Below are 20,246 nucleotides of genomic sequence, written 5' to 3'. Positions count from 1 at the left end.
GGGGTCAGGGGTTGCTCACGGTGTGGGCGGGCGGCGGCGCGCGGGTGGCGCCGGGCGGCGTCACCGCCCGGCCCGCGCGTGCCGGGCGATGTGCCGCAGCGCCTCGGCGAAGTCCTCGGCGACGCGGCGGATTGTCGCGGGGTCGTGACGGTCGGGGCGGTGGTGCCAGGTGAAGGCCAGGCGGCCGCCCTGGACGGCGCCCACCACCTCGAGCGGGTGCGATCCGCCGTCCCTGGGGTCGTGGTCCCGGCCCAGGGAGCCGAGTTCGGCGCGGACCAGGCCGCCTTCCGCCTCGTCCGGGCGGGCGTCCCACTGGCCGAGGTAGTTGAACACCACCTGGCTGTGCGCCGCGTGCCCGAGCCGTCGGCGGACCTCGGGCGGCCCGTAGGTGCGCAGGGCGCCGAAGCCGAGCCCGTTGCCCGGGACGGCCCGCAGTTGGCGGCGCACCGACTTCACCAGGCCGCGCCAGTCCCGGTCGGGCCCGGACAGGCCGGGCTCGCTTACGGCGAGGCGGACCGGGTGGACGGTGGTGAACCAGCCGACGGTGCGCGAGAGGTCCACGCCGTCGAGCAGGTCCTCGCGGCCGTGGCCTTCGAGGTCGAGGCGGACCTCGTCGCGCCCGGTCCAGCGGGCCAGAGCCAGGGCGAGGGCGGCGAGCAGGACGTCGTTGACGCGGGTGCGGTACGCCGTCGGCGCGGCGCGCAGCAGCGCCTCGGTGTCCGGCTCGTCGAGTTGGACGGTGAACGCGTGGGCCGGTTCCGTGTCAGGGCCGGACCGCACGTCGACGGCGCCGGAGGGCGCATCGTCCACGCCGACGGCCACCGCCTGCTCCCAGTAGGGCAGTTCGTGGTCCAGGCCGCCGTCGGCGACGTGGGCGGCGAGTCGGCGGGACCAGTCCAGGAAGGAGGTGGTGCGCTCCCCCAGGGCGACGGGCTCGCCGCTCGCGGCCTGCCGGTAGGCGGCCTCCAGGTCGTCGCGCAGGATGCGCCAGGAGACGGCGTCCACCACGAGGTGGTGGGCGGTCAGGAAGAGGTGCGCCGGACCGCCTCGGCCCCGGGTGAACAGGGCCGCGCGCAGCAGCGGCCCCCGGGCCAGGTCGAATCCCGTGTGCAGGTCGTCGGCGGCCTTCTCCATCGCGGCGTCGGCCTCCTCGGACGGGAGCCCGGCGAGGTCGTGGTGGACGAGGTCGAAGCCGTCGTCCTCGGACGGCGCCGGGTTGAACTGACGCCAGCCGTCCCGCTCCTCGGTGAATCGCATGCGCAGCGCGTCGTGGTGCACCAGCAGCGCCTTCAGGGCGGTACGCAGGGCGACCGGGTCGGGGGTCTCCTGGAGTGCGAGCAGCACGGACTGGTTGAAGTGGTGGCGGCCGGCGCGCGGGGTGGTCAGGAACCACTCCTGGATGGGCGTGAGCGGAACCTCCCCGGTCACCGGGCCGTCGGCCGCGCCGCCCTGGCGCACCGGCCGGACGACGGCCGCGAGCTCGGCCACCGTCTGATGGGTGAACAGGTCGCGGGTGGCCAGGTGCAGGCCGTCGCGGCGCAGCCGGGACACCACCTGCATGCTGAGGACCGAGTCGCCGCCCAGGTGGAAGAAGTTGTCGTCCGCGCCGACCTCCGGCACCCCGAGGACGTCCGCCCAGATGCGGGCGATGCGCCGTTCGGTCGGCGTGCGCGGTTCGGTGCGCGGCCCGCCCGCGGTCGCCGGGCCCGGGTCGGGCAGGGCCTGCCGGTCGGTCTTGCCGCTCGGGGTGAGCGGCAGCCGCTCCAGCGGCACGAAGGCGGAGGGCACCATGTGCGCGGGCAGCAGACCGGCCAGATGCTCGCGCAACTGCGGCACGGCCAGGTCGTCGGCTCCTCCCTCGGCCGGGACGAGGTAGGCGACGAGCCGCGCCGCACCGCCGGACTCACCGCCGCCGGCGTCGCGCCCGGCACGGACCACGACCACCGCGTCCCGGACCTGGGGACTGCGGCGCAGCGCGCTCTCGATCTCCCCCGGCTCGATGCGGAAGCCGCGCAGCTTGACCTGGTGGTCGGCGCGGCCCGCGAAGTACAGCTGGCCGTCGGCGCCCCAGCGGGCCAGGTCGCCCGTGCGGTACATCCGCTCCCCCGGCTCCCCGAACGGGTCCGCCACGAAGTGACGGGCGGTCAGTCCCGGGCGGCCGAGGTAGCCGCGGGCGAGGCCGGGGCCCGCGAGGTACAGCTCGCCGGTGACGCCGGGCGGGACCGGCCGCAGCCGCGCGTCGAGCAGCAGGACCCGGGTGGCGCCCGCCGGACGGCCGATCGGCGGTACGGCGGCGGTCGGAGCCAGCGGTCCGGTCCAGGTGGCGACCACGGTGGCCTCGGTCGGCCCGTACGAGTTGACCACCCGGCGTCCGGGGGCCCAGCGTTCGACGAGGTCGGCGGGGCAGGCCTCGGCGCCCACGATCAGGGTGCGCAGACCCGGCAGGGCCGCGGGGGCGCCCGGGGCCAGGGTGGCCAGGGCCGCCGGGGGGATCAGGGCGTGGCTGATGCTCCGCTCGGCGAGCACCTCGGCCAGCCGTTCGCCGACGAGCGGGCCCTCCTCGCCGGTCACCAGGGTGGCCCCGGCGAGCAGCGACACGCACAGCTCCAGCACGGAGGCGTCGAAGCTGGGGGACGCGAACTGCAGCACCCGGTCGCCGGGGCCGACCGCGTAGCGCTCGGCCGCCGCGGCGGCGAAGCCCGCCAGCCCCCGGTGCGTGACGACGACGCCCTTGGGGGTGCCCGTCGACCCGGAGGTGTAGATCACGTACGCCGGGTGGTCGGGGGTCAGCGCGGCGGTGCGGTCGGCGTCGACGGGGGCGGCCTCCGGCTCGTCGGCCGAGCCGTCGGCCGGAACATCAGCCGGGACGTCGAGCAGGATCTCGGTGGGGTCGTCCAGGACCATCCGGGCGCCCGCGTCGCGCAGCATGAAGTCCCGTCGCTGCTGCGGGTAGTCGGGGTCCACCGGCAGGTAGGCGCCGCCCGCCTTGACCACCGCGAGCTGCGCCACGACCATGGCCGCGCCGCGCGGCAGGGCGAGCGCCACCACCTGCTCGGGACCGACGCCGCGCGCGATCAGCCGGTGCGCCAGCCGGTTCGCGGCGCGGTCCACCTGGGCGTAGGTCAGCCGCCAGCCGCCGTCCGCCAGCGCCGTCGCGTCGGGCGTGCGGGCGACCTGCCGTTCGAACAGCTCCGGCAGGGTGGCCGCCGGGACCGGCCGGGCCGTTCCGCGGCCCTGCGCGAGGACGGCGGCCAACTGTTCCTCCGAGGCCAGCGGAAGGCTGCCCAGCGGGCGGCGCGGATCGTCGGCGACGGCGGCCAGCAGGGTGCCGAGCTGGTCGGCCATCCGTTCGGCGGTGGCGGCGTCGAACAGGTCGGTCGCGTAGGTGAGCAGGCCGTGCAGGGCGCCGGAGTCGGTCTCGGCGAACTCCAGGGTGAGGTCGAACGGCGCGTGGTCGATCTCGGTCGCGATGTCGTCGACCTCCAGGCCGGGCAGCGCGAGGTCGGCCCTCGGGGTGTTCTGGAGCACCACCATGACCTGGAAGAGCGGCGTGCGGCTGGTGTCGCGCTCCGGCTGCACCGCGTCCACGACCTGCTCGAAGGGGGCCTCCTGGTTTTCGAGTGCGTCCCGGACCGTCCCGCGCACCGCGTCGAGGAACTCGGTGAACGGCCGGGCCGGTTCGACCTGCGAGCGCAGCACCAGGGTGTTGACGAAGAACCCGACCAGGGCCTGCGTCTCGGCCCGGTCGCGGCCGGAGGTGACGGTCCCGACGGCGATGTCCCGGCCGCCGGAGAGCCGCGCGAGGAAGGTCTGCGCGGCGGCGACGAGGGTGGTGAACACCGTGGTGCCGTGGGCGCGGCTCAGCCGGGCCAGGCCCTGGGCGGTGCGCTCGGTCAGTGCGAGGCGCGTGGTCGCGGCCGCCCGGGTGCGCACCGCCGGGCGCGGCCGGTCGGTGGGCAGGTCCAGCGGCGGGACGTCGGCGAGGTGCTGCTTCCAGTAGGCCAGCTGCGCGGCGCTCTCCTTGGCGCCGTCGGTGCGCTGCCAGTGGGCGTAGTCTGCGTACTGCACCGGGAGCGGCGGCAGCGGCTGCGCGGTGGCGCCGAGTTCGAGGCGGTAGAGGTGGGCCAGGTCGCCGGTGAGCACCGCCGTGGACCAGCCGTCGGTGACGATGTGGTGCAGGCACAGCGAGAGCACGTGGTGGTCGTCGGCCAGGCGGACCAGCCCGGCGCGCAGCAGCGGGCCCGTGCGCAGGTCGAAGGGCTTGTTGCGCTCGCCCGCCAGCAGCCGGTCGAGCCGGGCGGCCTGTTCCCGCTCGGGCCGCCCGGACAGGTCGTGCAGCGGCAGCGGCACGACCGTGGGCGGGTGGATGTGCTGGACGCCGTGACCGTCCACCGAGTCGAAGGTGGTGCGCAGCGACTCGTGCCGCGCGACCAGGGCGTCCAGGGCCGCCGAGAGGGCGCGGCGGTCGAGGCCGCCGCGCAGGCGCAGCGCCAGCGCGGTGACGTACTCCGCGCCGCCGGGCGCGAACTCCTCCAGGAACCACAAGCGTTGCTGGGCGTAGGACATCGGCGCGACGCCGTCCGCGGCATCCCTGGCCACGGGTCGGACCGCGCGCCGCGCGGTGTCGTCGGCGCGCCCGGCGCCCGGCGCGGCGAGCAGCCCGGCGACCAACTCGGCGAGCGCCGCCGGAGTGGGGTGCGTGAACACGGCGCGCGGGGACAGCGGGGCGCCGAACTCCTCGGCGAGGCGGGAGGCGAGGCGGATGCTGAGCAGGGAGTCACCGCCCAGCCGGAAGAAGTCGTCCTCGACTCCCGGCCGTTCGACGCCGAGCACCTCGGCGAAGACGTCCGCCGTGCGGCGTTCGCCGTCGGTGCGGGGCTCGGTGCGCGGCCGGCCCCCGTCGGGGTCGGCCTGCGGGGCGGGCAGCGCCGCGCGGTCGACCTTGCCGTTGCCGCTCAGCGGCAGTGAGACCAGCGGCACGAACGCCGAGGGGACGAGGTAGTCGGGCAGCGAACGGCGCGCGAACTCCCGCAGTCCGTCGTCGTCGTGGGCGTCGGGGCCGACCACGTAGGCGACCAGCCGGCGCGCGCCGGGCCGGTCCTCGCGGGCGATCACGGCCACGTCGGTGACACCGGGGTGGGCGGCGAGGGCGGCCTCGGCCTCGCCGGGCTCGACCCGGAACCCGCGGATCTTGACCTGGTCGTCGGCCCGGCCCAGGAACTCGACCGTGCCGTCCGTGCGCCGCCGGGCCAGGTCGCCGGTGCGGTACATGCGGGCGCCGGGCGGCCCGGACGGGTCGGCCACGAAGCGGGCGGCGGTCTCGCCGGGGCGGCCGAGGTAGCCGCGGGCCACGCCCTCCCCGGCCGCGTACAGCTCCCCCGGGCTGCCCGGCGGGACGGGCCGCAGCCGGGCGTCGAGGACGTGCACCCGCATGTCGTCCAGCGGGCGGCCGATGGGCAGCGTGTCGGGCACGGCGGCCGCGTCGGCGAACGCGCAGGAGGTGGTGAAGGTGGTGGCCTCGGTCGGCCCGTAGCCGTCCACGACCGTCAGGCCGGGGCAGGCGGCGAGCACCCGGCGCACGGCCGCGGCGGGCACGGTGTCGCCGCCGGTCCACACCTGGCGCAGGCCCGCGAGGCACTCGGGGGCGTCCTGCGCGAGCAGCCGGAACAGGCCCGCGGTCAGCCAGGCGGCCGTCAGCCCGCCGTCGGCGCGGAGCCGCCGCAGCACCGCCGCGTCGACCGGGCCTTCGGGCGCGACGACGACACGGCCGCCGGTGAGCAGCGGCGCCCACACCTCGAAGGTGGCGGCGTCGAAGGCGACGGGCGAGTGCAGCAGCACGCGGTCGCAGACGCCGTCGGCGAAGCGGCTGTCGGTGGCGAGCGAGGCGATGTCGCGGTGGCGGACCGCGACCGCCTTGGGGGTGCCGGTGGATCCGGAGGTGAACATCACGTAGGCCAGCCGGTCCGGGTCCGCGACCGCGGCGCGAGTCGCGGCCGGGTCGGCTTCGGCGGCCGCGACCTGCGCGGCGGTGAGCCGGGCGGCGACGCCCGCCTCGGCGAGCAGGGCGAGACGGCGCTCCTCCGGGGCGCGGGTGTCCACGGGCAGGTAGGCGCCGCCGGCCTTCAGCACGGCGAGCTGGGCGACGACGAGTTCGGCGGATCGCTCCAGCAGCAGCGCCACCCGGCCCTCGGGCGCGAGCCCGTCGGCGCGCAGGCGGGCGGCCAGGCGGTCCGACCACGCGTCCAGGCGGCGGTAGGTCAGCCGGCGCGGGCCGTCCTGCACCGCCACCGCGTCCGGTGTGCGACGGGCCTGCTCGGCGAAGACCGCCACCGGGCTCGCGGGCGCGGCGCGGCGGGCGGTGGCGTTCCACCGCGCGAGCAGCGCGCTGTCGTCGGGGGTGAGCGCCGTCAGGTCGCGCACCTCGCCGTGGTCGTCCAGGCTCTCGGCGATGGCCGTGAGCAGGGCCGCGAGCCGGTCCCCTGCACGTTCGACGGTGGCCCGGTCGAACAGGGCGGGGTCGTAGGCCAGGTCGAAGCCGAGCCGGTCGGCCAGGTGGGCGCGAAGGCACAGCGGGAACGTCGTGGCGTCCTCGGCGCGGACGCCCTCGACGCGCACGCCGGTGCGGTCCGCGGCCGACTCGTCGACCGGGTAGTTCTCGAACACCACCATGCTGTCGAACAGGGTCTCGCCCGCGGGCACGCCGCTGACGGACTGGATGCGGGGCAGCGCGAGCCAGTCGTGCGGGCGGGCGTCGCTCTGCTGCTCCTGGAGGCTCCGCAGCCACGACAGGACCCCGGTCTCGGGGACGCGGACGCGGGTCGGCACGGTGTTGATGAACATGCCGGTCATGGTGTCCACGCCCGGCAGTTCGGCCGGGCGGCCGGAGACGGTGGTGCCGAACACCACGTCGGCGGTGCCGCCGGAGCGGGCCAGCAGCAGCGCCCAGGCGCCTTGGAGCACGGTGCTGACGGTGAGTCCCGCGCGGGCGGCGCTCTCCCGCAGGCGCGCCGAGGCGGGCGCGGACAGCTCGTGGGAGACAGCCGCGGCGGAGCGGGCGCGGTGCGCCTCCGCGGGGGTCCGGTCGTAGGGCAGCGGGGTGCGCGCCGTGAACCCGTGGAGGGCGTCGGCCCAGTACCGTTCGGCGACCGTCTCGTCCTGTTCCGACAGCCAGCGCAGGAAGTCGGCGAACGGACGCCGGACGGGCGGGGCGGCGTCGGGGCCGCCGGTGAGCGCGGCGTAGCGCTCGCACACCTCGGTGAGCAGTTGGGCGGTGCTCCAGCCGTCGAGGATCAGGTGGTGCGTCGTCCACAGCAACCAGACCTCGTCGCCGGGCAGCTGGGCGAGGGTCAGACGGGTGAGCGGCGCGGTGGTCGGCTCCATGCCCGCCGCGCGGTCGCGCTCCAGCAGGTCGTCGAGGGCCTGCTGCCGCTGGGCGGGGGCAAGGTCGCGCCAGTCGAGGTGGGTGACGGGCAGCTCGGCGCGCCGGTGGACGAGCTGCACCGGGTGGGGCAGGCCCTGCCAGTGGACGCTGGTGCGCAGCACCGGGGTGCGGTCGGCGACCTGCTGCCACGCGGTGGCGAACGCCTGCGGGTCGGCGACGCCCGAGAGCCGGACGGCCGTCCGGTCGACGTAGGCGCTCCCGGTGTCGGTGTGGACGTCGGTGTCGGCGTCGACCAGCCCGTGGAAGAGCATCCCGGCCTGCAGCGGCGTCAGTGGCAGGACGTCGTCGACCTGCCGGCCGTCGCCGACCAGCGCGTCCAGCCGGTCCTGGTCGAGCCCGGCGAGCGGGAAGTCCGAGGGGGTGCGTCCCCCTGCGTCGGGGCGGGCGCAGTGCTCCGCGATCTCGCGCAGCGCCCCGGCCATGTCCTCGGCCAGGCGGCGCACCTCGGCCTCGTCGTAGAGGGCGGTCGGGTAGGTCCAGCCGAGCTCGAGCCGTCCGTCCTGGACGACGCCGGTGACGTCGAGCAGGTAGGGCCGGGGCTCGTCCGGGTCGGTGTCGCGCCCGACGGGCGGAAGCGCGGCGCGGTAGAGCCCGTCGGCCTCGCCGTGGCCCGCGTCCCACCGGCCGTGGTAGTTGAACCCGACCTGCGGCGCGGGTGCGCCCGCGAGGGGGCTCTCGGGCAGCAGGTGGCGCAGCGCGCCGTGGCTCAGGCCGTGCAGCGGGACGGCGCGCAGCTGCTCCTTCACCGACCGCAGGGTGTCGTGCCAGCCTGCGTCCGGACGGACCGTCAGGGCGAGCGGGAACTCGGCGGTGAACCAGCCGACCGTGCGCGACAGGTCCATGTCGTCGAAGAGGTCCTCGCGCCCGTGGCCCTCGACGCCGACCAGGACGGTGTCGCTCGCGCACCAGCGGGTCAGGGTGCGGCCGAGGGCGCTCAGCAGCACGTCGTTGACCTGGGTGCGGTAGGCGTCGGGGACGTGGCGCAGCAGGGCGTCGGTCAGCTTCGGCTCCAGGGTCACCGTGACGGTGGCCGCGGCGCCGTGGGTGTTGGCGCCTTGTCCGGGGGCGCGCAGCGCGACCGGGGCGGCGGCGGTGCGCCTCCAGTGGGTGAGGTCAGCGTCGAACGCGCCGGAACGCGTGTGCTGCTCCAGGCGGGCGGCCCACTGGCCGTGGGTGGCGCCCGGCTCGGGCAGCTCGACGGGGGCCCCGGCCTCTGCCGCCCGGTAGGCGGTCTCCAGGTCGGGCAGCAGGATGCGCCAGGAGACCCCGTCCACCACCAGATGGTGTGCGACGACGAGCAGTTGGGCGGGGCGTCGCGGTCCGCGGTCGAACAGCAGCACCCGCACCACCCGGCCCTCGGCGGGGTCGAGCACGGACCGGGCCTCCTCGGCGGCCTGCCGGACGCGCCCTTCCAGCGCGGCCCCGAACAGGCCCGCCAGGTCGTGGCGCCGGAACACGCCCGCCGGGGCCTCGGGCAGCACCTCCTGGCGCCAGCCGGCGCCGGTGCGACGGAACCGGGTCCGCAGGGCGGCGTGCCGCCGCACGAGCGCGTCGACGGCCGCGCGCAACGCCTCCGGGTCGGTGCCGGGAGCGAGTTCGAGCCGCTGGGACATGGTGAAGCGCAGCGGGTCGCCCGGGCGGCGGGCGTCCAGGTACCAGCGCTGGATCGGGCTGAGCGGCGCCTCGGCCGGGGCGTCGGCGGCCGCGGCGGCGGGCCGCCGCTCGGTCTCGGTGACGCGCAGGGCCAGTTCGGCGACGGTCTGGTGGCGGAAGACGTCCTTGGTGGTCAGGTTCAGCCCGGCCTGGCGGGCGCGGGAGACGATCTGGATGCTGAGGATCGAGTCCCCGCCGAGGGTGAAGAAGTTGTCCTGCGCCCCCACCCGTTCGACGCCGAGGACCTCCGCCCACAGGGCGGCCAGCCGTGCCTCCGTGCCCGGACGCGGGGCCACGTACCGGGTGCCGGTCCCGGGGCGCTGCGAGGGGGCGGGCAGGGCGCGCCGGTCGGTCTTGCCGCTGGTGGTGCGCGGGATGCGGGCCAGCGCGACGAAGGCGGCGGGCACCATGTGGTCCGGCAGCGTCCGGCGCAGCCACAGCCGCAGCTCGTCGGGCGACGGGGTGCGGTCCCCGGCGGGCACCAGGTAGCCGACCAGCACGGGACGCCCGGCGAGCTCACGGACGGTCACCACGGAGTCGGCGACATCGCGGTGCCCCAGCAGGGCCGCCTCCACCTCGCCCGGTTCGATGCGGAAGCCGCGGATCTTCACCTGCTCGTCGACCCGGCCGAGGAACTCCAGCCGGCCCTGCGCGTCCCAGCGCGCCCGGTCGCCGGTGCGGTACATCCGCTCCCCCGGCGCGCCGAACGGGTCGGCGAGGTAACGGCTCGCGGTCAGGCCCGGCCGGTTCAGATAGCCGCGCGCCACCTGCGCCCCCGCCAGGTACAGCTCTCCCGGCGTGCCGGGCGGGACCGGGCGCAGCGCGTCGTCGAGCACGTAGGCGCACAGGTTCCGCCCGGGACGGCCGATGACCGGCCGGTCGGGCCGGTCGGCGCACGGGCCGTAGACGGCGTCGACGGTGCACTCGGTGGGCCCGTACACGTTGTACGCGGTGACGCCGAGCTCCTGCTCGGCCACGGCCAGCCGCTGCCAGAGCGCGGGGCCGACGGCCTCCCCGCCCACCAGCAGCACCCGGGGCCGGTGGCCGTCGGCGGCGAGGAGTCCGGCGGCGATCAGTTCCCGCAGGAAGGTGGGGGTGACGTTGACCAGGTCCAGCCGCCGGTCGGCGACCAGGGCGTGGAAGGCCTCGGGGTCCCGGCGCACGTCCTCGTCGACGAGGTGCACCTCGTGGCCCAGCGCCAGCAGCAGCGGGCCCTCCCAGAAGGTGTCGAAGGAGCACGAGGCGCTGAGCGCCGCGCGCAGCCGGCCGCCGTCGGCGGTGTGCGGGGCGAGCAGGCCGTCGCGGTGGTCGTGGCAGAGGTTGGCGAGCTGGCGGTGTTCCACCGCGACGCCCTTGGGACGGCCGGTCGAGCCGGAGGTGTAGACGAGGTACGCGGTGTTCTCCGGATGCAGCGGGGCGATCCGGTCGGCGTCGGTCGGGTCGTGGCTGGCCAGGGCGGACCACGGGGCCGCGTGCAGCGTCTCCGCCGTGACGACGGTGTGCGGCGCGGCGTCGTCGAGGAGGAACGCGACGCGCTCCTCGGGCAGGTCGGGGTCGAGCAGCAGCAGCGCGCCGCCCGTCTTGAGCACGGCCAACACGGCCACCATCAGGTCGGTGGTGCGCGGCAGCCGGACGGCGACGACGCGTTCGGGGCCCACCCCGAGGGCGATCAGGTGGTGGGCCAGCCGGTTGGCGCGCGCGTTGAGGGCGCCGGCGTCGAGGACGGCGTCGCGGGCCGTCAGCGCGGCGGCGTGCGGGTCGCGCGCGGCCTGTGCCTCCCACAGCTCGGTCAGGGTGGCCTCGGCGGGGGGCGTGCGCTCGCCCTGCCACCGCGTGAGGACGCGGCGGCGCTCGTCGTCCGTCATCAGCGGCAGCGCGCCGACCGGCCGGTCCGGGTCGTCGGCGGCGGCCTCCAGCAGCAGGCGCAGCCGCGCGGCCAGGCTCGCGGCGGTGGCCGCGTCGAACAGGGCGGTGTCGTACTCCAGATGGCCGGTGAGGCCGTCCTCGCCCGCGACGAAGTCGAAGGCCAGGTCGTAGGAGGAGTGGCGGACCGGCGGCGTCACCGGTTCGACGTCGAGGCCGGGCAGCCGCGGCGCCTCGACGCCGAGGTTGTGCAGCGCCACCATGACCTGGAACAGCGGGGTGCGGCTGGTGTCCCGCTCGGGCTGGAGGGCGTCCACGAGCCGCTCGAAGGGCGCCTCCTGGTGGGCGAACGCGTCCAGGACGGCGGCGCGCCCCTCCGCCAGGTGCTCCCGGAAGGACCGCTCCGGGCGGATCCGCCCGCGCAGCACCAGGGTGTTGACGAACATGCCGACGACCTCGTGCAGGTCGGGGTCGTCCCGGCCCGCGGTCACCGTGCCGAGGGCGACGTCCCGCTGACCGGTCCAGCGCGAGAGGAGCACCTGGCAGGCTGTCACCAGCGTGGTGTAGAGGGTGGTGTCGGCGGCGCGGCCGGTCTCGCGCAGCCGCTCGGTCAGCGCGGCGGGCAGGGTGAAGGTGACCAGGGCGCCCTCGCCGGTGCGGACGGCGGGCCGGGGCCGGTCGGTGGGCGGCTCCAGCGGGGCGAGGCCCTCCAGGGCCCCGCGCCAGTAGGCCAGGTCCGCCTCGGCCCGGTCGGCGCGGCTGCGCTGCCGGACGGCGAAGTCGCTGTAGCGCAACGGGAGTTCGGGCAGGTCGGGGGCGCGGCCCGCGAGCGCCGCCGCGTACAGCTCGCTCAGGTCCCGTCCGAGCACGCCGAGCGACCAGCCGTCGGTGACGATGTGGTGCAGGGCCAGCGTCAGGACGTGCTCGTCCGGGCCCAGTCGGGCGAGCCGGGCACGCAGCAGCGGGCCGGTCGCGAGGTCGAACGGGGTGGCGGCCTCGTCCGCGAGGAACGCCTCCAGCGCCGCCGACGGGTCGTCGGCCGCGCCCAGGTCGTGGACGGGCAGCGCCACCGGGTACGGCGGGTGCACGGTCTGGCGCGGCGCGCCGTCGTGGTCGGCGAAGGTGGTGCGCAGCGCCTCGTGGCGCGCGACCAGGCCGTCGACGGCTGTGCGCAGGGCGGCCTCGTCGAGCTCTCCGCGCAGCCTGAGCGCGGACAAGGTGGTGTACTCGGTGCTGCCGGGCTGGAAGCGGTCGAGGAACCACAGGCGCTGCTGGGCGTAGGACAGCGGCGCGGGCGTGCTCGGGTCGGTGGCCGGGACCGGCGGCGCGGGCGTGCTCGGGTCGGTGGCCGGGACCGGGCCCGTCGGCCGCTGCGGCTCGGGCTCGGGCGGCTCGCCGAGGGCGACGGCCAGTGCGGCAACGGTGGGGTGGGTGAACAGCAGCCGCGGGGAGACGTCCGCGCCGAAGGCGGCGCGCAGCCGGGAGGTCACCCGGACGGCCAGGATGGAGTCGCCACCCAGGGCGAAGAAGTCGTCGCCCACGCCGACCTCGTCCACGGCGAGGACGTCCGCCCAGGCCCGCGCGACCAGGCGTTCGGCGGCGGTGCGCGGCGCGGTGCGGTCCGCGACGGTGACGAAGCCGTCCGGTCCGGGGGCGGGCAGGGCGCGCCGGTCGAGCTTGCCGTTGGGGGTGAGCGGCAGCGCGGGCATCGGGACGTAGGCGGCGGGCACCATGTGCGCGGGCAGCAGCCGCTCCAGATGGGCGCGCAGCTCCGCGGCGGACGGCTCCTCACCTGTCATGGGGACGACGTGCGCGACCAGCCGCCGCGTCCCGGCGGCGTCCTGATGGACGTTCACCGAGGCGGCGGCGACACCCGGGTGGGTGTGCAGCGCGGCCTCGATCTCGCCGGGCTCGATCCGGTAGCCGCGGATCTTCACCTGCTGGTCGGCCCGGCCCAGGTACTCCAGGGTGCCGTCAGCGCGCCACCTTGCCCGGTCGCCGGTGCGGTACATGCGGGCGCCGCTCCGTCCGAAGGGATCGGCGACGAAGCGGGCGGCGGTCAGTCCGGGCCGGCCGAGGTATCCGCGCGCGAGGCCTTCGCCCGCCACGTAGAGCTCGCCGACGGCCCCGGGCGGCGTCGGGACGAGGTCGCCGTCGAGGACATAGGTGCGCAGGTCCGGGATGCCCGTGCCGATCGGGCTCGCGCCGCCTTCGGCGGCCACCGCGTGGCCGAGCGGGGCGTAGGTGACGTGCACCGTGGTCTCGGTGATGCCGTACATGTTGACCAGGCGCGGGGCGCTGTCGGGGTGACGGCGGTACCAGTCGGCGAGCCGCTCGACGTCGAGGGCCTCCCCGCCGAAGACCACTGTGCGCAGGACCAGCCGGGAGCGGATCTCCGGGTGCTCGGCGTCCGCGCGCACCAGCGGATAGAAAGCGGACGGGGTCTGGTTGAGCACGGTCACCTGCTCGTCGGCGAGCAGGCGCAGGAAGTCCTCCGGGGAGCGCGCCACGTCCTCGGGCACGACCACGAGCCGGCCCCCGTGCAGCAGCGCGCCCCACAGTTCCCACACGGAGAAGTCGAAGGCGTAGGAGTGGAACAGGGTCCACACGTCGTGCTCGTCGAAGCCGAACCAGCGGCTGGTCCGGGTGAACAGGCGCACCACGTTGGCGTGCGGCACCACGACGCCCTTGGGGCGTCCCGTCGAGCCGGAGGTGTAGATGGTGTAGGCGGGGTTCTCCGGCCGGGGCCGCAGGGCGGGGTCGAGCGCCTTCACGGGGCCGGAGGCCAGGTCGGCCCGCACGGCCGGGTCGTCCAGCGGCAGCATCGGCACCGCGCCGCCGCGCAGCCGCCCGACGGTCGCGGTGGTGGTCACCAGGGCCACCGGGGCGGCGTCCGCCAGCAGCCCGGCGATCCGCTCCTCGGGCGAGGCGGGGTCGATCGGCAGGTAGGCCGCACCCGTCTTCAGCGTGGCGAGGATCGCGACGACCTGGTCGGTGCAGCGCGGCAGGGCGAGCGCCACGTAGCGCTCCGGTCGCGCGCCCAACTCGGCCAGCCGGTGGGCGAGCCGGGTTGCCCGGGCGTCCAGGGCGGCGTAGTCGAGGCGGTCGGGGCCGCAGCTGACGGCGACGGCGTCGGGGCGGCGGGCGGCCTGGGCCTCGAACAGCTCCACCAGGGTCCGGTCGGGCCGGCCCTGCTCGGCGCCGTTCCACTCGGTGACCAGCTGCCGCCGTTCCTCGGGGGTCGTCCAGGCCAGGGCGCGCAGCGGGCGGCCGAGGTCGTCGGCGAGCTCGGTGAGCAGCCGGCACAGCCGCCCCGCGAGCGCCCGGACGGTCGAGGCGTCGAACAGCCGCGGGTCGTAGGCCAGGTCCAGGCCCAGGCGCTCACCCTGGTAGGCCCGGAGCACGAGCGGGTAGTTGGTGGCGTCCCGCGAGGCGACCTCGACCAGCCGCACCCCGGACGTGGCCGCGCGGGCCTCGTCGAAGGGGTAGTTCTCGAAGGCGACGACGCTGTGGAAGAGCGGGCTGCCGGAGGGCACCTCGCTCAGCGAGGCCAGCTCGGCCAGCGAGACCGCGGCGAAGCGCCGCGACTCGGCCTGGGCGTCCTGGAGTTCGCGCAGCCACTCGTCGGCGGCGCGGTGGCCCGGCACGCGGACCCGGGTGGGCAGGGTGTTGATGAACATGCCGACCATCGACTCGACGCCGGGCAGGTCGTCGGGCCGTCCCGAGACGGTGGTGCCGAACACCACGTCCTGCTCGCCGCTGTAGCGGGAGAGCAGCAGCGCCCACGCGCCCTGCACCACGGTGCCGGCCGTGAGCCCGGCCTGCCGGGCGGTGCGCGTAAGGCGCTCCGACACCTCCTGCGACAGGTACGCCTGGTGGAGGTCAGCGGAGCGGGCGTCGTGCACCGCGCGCGGGGTGCGGTCGGCGGGCAGCGGGGTGGGCGTGGCGAAGCCGTCGAGGACGCCGCTCCAGTGGGCGCGCACGGCCTCGGCGTCCTGGTCGGCCAGCCAGCGCACGTAGTCGCCGAACGGACGGCGCAGCGGCGGGCGGCCCTCACCGCCCGCGGTGAGGGCCGCGTACTCCTCGAACACCTCGGTCAGCACCTGGGCGAGGCTCCAGCCGTCCAGGATCAGGTGGTGCGAGGTCCACAGCAGGTGCAGCCGTGCGTCGGGGAGCCGGACCAGGGTGAGCCGCATCAGCGGGGCGGTGTTCAGGTCCAGGCCGCGGGCGAGGTCGTCGGCGCGCAGCTCGGCCAGGCGTTCGGCGCGCTCGGCCTCGGTGAGGTCCCGCCAGTCGAGGTGGGTCACCGGCAGGCGCACCCCCCGGTGCACGACCTGCACCGGCACGGGCACGTCCTCCCAGACCACGGAGGTGGCCAGCGCGGGCGTCCGGTCGGCCACACGCTGCCAGGCCCGTTCGAGGGCGTGCGGGTCCGCGACGCCGTCGAGGAGCAGGGCGGCCTGGTCCACGTAGACGTCGTCGGGGCCGCCCACCAGGCGGTGGAAGAGCATGCCCTCCTGAAGCGGCGTCAGCGGCAGGACGTCCACCACGTCGCGGCCGTCGCCGACGAGGCGGTCCACCCCGGCCTGGTCGAGCCGCGCCAGCGGGAAGTCGGACGGCGTGCGGCCGCCCGCACCGGGCTGGGCGCAGTGCTCGATGATCGAGGTCAGAGCCCGGACCATGGCGTCCGCCAACCCCTGCACGGTGGCGGTGTGGTGGACCTGGTCGCTGTAGTGCCAGGTGATCTCCAGCGCGCCGTCGAGCACCAGGGCCGAGACGTCCAGCAGGTGGTCCAGCGGTTCGTCGGCCGCGACCTCCCGGCCGGGCACGTCGTCGGCGGCCGGGGCGAAGTCCCGCCCGTCGGGCAGCTCCCACTGCCCGTGGTAGGTGAAGCACACCTGCGGCAGCGGCCGCGCGCCGAGGGCACAGGCGGCGGGGTCGGGCGAGCCCAGGCGGGCCAGCGCCTCGTAGCCGAGGCCGCGCCGCGGCACGGCCCGCAGCTGTTCCTTCACGCCCTTCAAGGTGGCGGCCCAGTCCGGGTCGGCGGCGGGTCCGGCCGGGGCCAGCGTGACGGGGTACTGGGTGGTGAACCAGCCGACCGTGCGCGACACGTCGACGCCCCGGTCGGCGGCCGGGTCGCCCAACTCCTCGCGGCCGTGGCCCTCCAGGGCGACGGTTACGCGCTCGGTGTCCGCCCAGTCGGCGAGCGCCCGGCCCAGGGCACTGAGCAGCGCGTCGTTGACCTGGGTGCGGTAGACGCCGGGCACCTGGCGCAGCAGCGCGTCGGTGGCGGCCCGGTCCAGGCGGGTGCGCACGGTCCGGACCGTGCCGGCGAGCGCCTCGCCGGAGCGGTCGACGGGCAGGGGGGTGGTCGGTTCGGCTGCCTGGGCCGTCCAGTAGGGCAGGTCGTCGTCCAGTTCGCCCGCGCGCACCCGCCGCGAGAGGTGGGCGGCCCAGTGGGCGAAGGGCGTGCCGGCCGGTTCCAGCCGGATCGTCTCGCCCCGGCACGCCTGCCGGTAGGCGTCCTCCAGGTCGGCGAGAAGGATCCGCCAGGAGACGCCGTCGACCGCGAGGTGGTGCGCCGTCAGGAACAGCTGCGGGCGCACGTCCTGCTCACCCGGTGCGGGCAGCAGCAGAGCGGCGCGCAGCAGGGAGCCGATCGCGGGGTCGAGGGCCGCGCGGGCGGCCTCGGCGGCCTCGGCGCGGGCGGCGTCCGGGTCCTCCGCGGTGCGCTCGTGCCGGGTCATCAGCCCGTCGACGGGACCGACGCCGGGCTCCTGCCGCCAGCCGGACCCGTCGCGCGTGAACCGGGTGCGCAGCGCCGGGTGCCGGGCGGCCACCGCCTCGACAGCCCGGACGAGGGCCTGCTCGTCGAGGTCGCGGGGCAGGTCCAGCAGCATCGACATGCTGTAGTGGCGCAGCGGACCGTGGGTCGCGAAGAACCACTCCTGCACGGGCGTCAGCGGCGCGGGGCCGTCGTCGTACGCCTGGGCGGCCTCGGGGTGCTCGGTCGCGCGGCGGCCCGCGGCGGCGGCCGCCAGGTCGGCGACGGTCTGGTGGCGGAAGACGTCCTGGGAGGTGAGGTGCAGCCCGGCGGCGCGGGCCCGGGAGACCGCCTGGATGGAGAGGATCGAGTCGCCGCCGAGCTCGAAGAAGTTGTCGGTCACACCGACCTGGGCGACGCCCAGCACCTCGGACCAGATCGTCGCGAGGGCCTCCTCCTGTGGGGTGCGGGCGGCGACGTACTCGCGTTCGCGCGGAGCCGTTCCGGGGCCGAGCGCGGCCAGCGCGCGCCGGTCCAGCTTGCCGCTGGTGGTCAGCGGCAGCGCGTCGAGCACGGTGAAGGACGAGGGCACCAGGTGGTCGGGCAGGACGCGCCGGCAGGCCGCCCGCAGCTCGGAGCCGACCGGCACGGAAGCGCCGGCCGCGCCCACCAGGTAGGCGGCGAGCCGCAGATGACCGTGCGCGTCGGGGACGGCGGCGACCGCCGCCGCGGCGACGCCGGGCAGGTCCAGCAGCGCCGCCTCGACCTCGCCGGGCTCGATGCGGTGGCCGCGCACCTTGACCTGGTCGTCGACCCGGCCCAGGTAGTCCAGCCGCCCGTCGGGGGTCCAGCGGGCCAGGTCGCCGGTGCGGTACATCCGCGAGCCGGGCTCCCCGAAGGGATCCGCGACGAACCGCGCGGCGGTCAGGCCGGGCCGGTTCAGGTAGCCGCGGGCCAGCTGCTCCCCCGCCAGGTACAGCTCGCCGCCGACGCCCGGCGGGAGGGGTCGCAGCCGGTCGTCCAGGACGTAGGCGCGCACGCCCGGCAGCGGTCGGCCCACCAGCGGGCGGCCGTCGCCCTCGATACGGCAGGCCAACGCGTCGACGGTGCACTCGGTGGGGCCGTAGAAGTTGTAGGCGGCGACGCCCTCGTGCCCGGCCAGCTCGCGCCACAGGCCCCGGCCGACCGGCTCGCCGCCGAGCATCAGCACCCGGGGACGGTGGCGCGAGTCGGTGAGCAGTCCGGCGGGCAGCAGTTGCCGCAGGTAGGTGGGCGTCAGGTCGAGGAAGTCGATGCGGTGGTCGACCACGTAGGCGACCAGGGCGGCGGCGTCGAGGCGGGTGGTCTCGTCGACCAGGTGCAGCGGGTGGCCGTCGGCCAGCAGCAGCAGGCCCTCCAGCGAGGTGTCGAAGGAGAACGAGGCCGTCAGCGCCACGCGCAACGGCCCGCCGCCCGCCTCGGTGACGAACCCCTGCCGGTGCGCGGCGAGCAGCGCGGCCAGCGACCGGTGCGTGACGCGGACGCCCTTGGGACGGCCGGTGGAGCCGGAGGTGTGGATGACGTACGCGGTGTGCGCCGGGTCGGGCGGGGCGAGCGGATCGTCGTCGCCGGGAGAGGCCTCGACGTGCGCCTCGGTCGCCGATCGCAGCGCGGCCTCGTCCAGGACGAGTGCGGGCCGGGCGTCGTCGAGCAGCAGGCGGACGCGTTCCTCGGGCAGCGCGGGGTCCAGCGGCAAGTAGCCGGCGCCCGCCTTCCAGACGGCCAGCACGGCGGTCACCAGGTCGGCGGTGCGCGGCAGCCGCAGGGCGACCAGCCGCTCGGGGCCCGCGCCGAGCGCGACGAGACGGCGGGCGAGCCGGTCGGCCCGGGCGTCCAGGGTCGCGTAGTCCAGCCGCTCTCCCCCGGCGACCAGCGCGGTGGCGAGCGGGGTGCGGGCGGCCTGCTGCGCGAAGCGGGCGGGAACGGTGCTCTCGGTGACGGGCCGAGCCGCGGCGTCCCCCTCCCCGCCGGTGCTCCACTCGTCGGTGATGCGACGCGCCTCCGCCGCCGAGAGCAGCGGCAGGCCGCCCAGCGGCCGGTCGGGCTCCTGGGCGACGGCGGTCAGCAGGCACAGCAGTTGGTCCGCCATCCGCTCCACGGTGGCCGCGTCGAACAGGTCGGTGCGGTACTCGAGCAGGCCGGTCAGGCCGTCGCCGTCGGGGACGAACTCGACGCTGAGGTCGAAGGTGGCCGACCGCCGGGGTATCGGGACGTGGGAGACCGCCAGACCGCCCGGCGCGGGGGCGACGGGCGCGGGGTGGAGCAGGACCATCACGTCGAACAGCGGGTTGCGGCCCGCCTCCCGGGGAGCGCCGGCGGCCTCCACCACGCGCTCGAACGGCGTGTCGCCGTGCGCGAACGCGTCGTTGACGGTGTCGGCCACCGCGGCCAGCAGGCGGCGGAAGCTCGCGGCGGTGTCCACCTCGGTGCGCAGCGCCACGGTGTTGACGTAGAAGCCGACGGCCCGTTCCAGATCGGTGCGGGAGCGGCCGGGCGTGAGCGAGCCGACGGTGATGTCCCGCTGCCCGGTCCAGCGGGCCAGCAGGGCCTGGCAGGCGGCGACCAGGGCGGTGAACACGGTCGTGTGCTCGCCTGCGGCGAGCCGCCGCAGGCGAGCCGCGGTGTCCGCCGGGACGGCGAAGGCGTGCACGGCGCCCGCGCCGGGCTCCTCGCCCCGACGGGGCCGGTCCAGCGGCGGTTCGGGCGCTGTCGCTCCGGTCAACGCGCCTTTCCAGAAGGCCAGCTGGCGCTCCAACCGGACGCCGGACAGCTGCTCGCGCTGCCAGGCGGCGTAGTCCGGGTACTGCGCCGCCACCGGCGGCAGCTGCGGCTGCGTACCTCGGGCGAGGGCGTCGTGGGCGGTCCACAGCTCCTCCACCATGACGCCCATCGACCAGCCGTCGGTGACGATGTGGTGGGCCGTCAGCAGCAGCACGTGCGAGGTGTCCGACTCGCGCAGCAACAGGGCGCGCAGCAGCGGTCCTGCCGCCAGGTCGAAGGGCCGGGCGTACTCCTCCAGCAGCCTGTGCTCCAACAGCCGCTGCTGCGGCAGCTCCCCGGACGCGCCACCGCCCGCCGCGTCCAGGTCGCGGACCGGCAGCGGGACCGGGCCGGCGGGGTGCACGGTCTGCACCGGCCGCCCGTCCCGCTCCTCGATCGTGGTGCGCAGCGCCTCGTGGCGGGCCACGACCAGGTCGAGCGCGCGGGAGAGCGCGGAGCGGTCCAGGTCGCCGGTCACCCGCAGGGCGACGGCGCTGTTGTAGCGCGCGTCACCGGGGCGCAGCCGGTCCAGGAACCACAGGCGCTGCTGGGCGAAGGACAGCGGCAGCGGGCGCGTCCGGTCCGCCGCCGGGATGCCCCCGGCTCCTGGGCCGCCGGACGCGCCGGACGTGTCGGCGGCCCGCCCGGCGAGTCGGCGCCGCAGCGCCTCCTGGAGGTCGGCGGGCAGGGCGTCGGCGTTTCGCTTCGAAGACGTCATGGTCGTCG

1 protein-coding gene is annotated in these 20,246 nt (G+C 76.5%); it reads right to left on the bottom strand.

From position 1 onward, the window contains the following. Nucleotides 1-60 precede the first annotated feature (60 nt). The gene (locus TR48_RS17350) at nucleotides 61-20,238 is read right to left on the bottom strand and encodes a non-ribosomal peptide synthase/polyketide synthase (protein ID WP_042368094.1); all 20,178 of its coding nucleotides are present in this window, start codon (nucleotides 20,236-20,238) and stop codon (nucleotides 61-63) included. Nucleotides 20,239-20,246 lie beyond the last annotated feature (8 nt).

Source organism: Streptacidiphilus neutrinimicus (assembly GCF_000787815.1).
Classification (GTDB): domain Bacteria; phylum Actinomycetota; class Actinomycetes; order Streptomycetales; family Streptomycetaceae; genus Streptacidiphilus; species Streptacidiphilus neutrinimicus.
Note: the sequence above shows the minus strand (reverse complement) of the source record. Positions and strands in the feature narration are given on the sequence as shown.

Bases quoted from the DNA above. Each gene is read 5' to 3' on its own strand.
- TR48_RS17350 (WP_042368094.1), bottom strand. From the start codon at position 20,238: ATGACGTCTTCGAAGCGAAACGCCGACGCCCTGCCCGCCGACCTCCAG.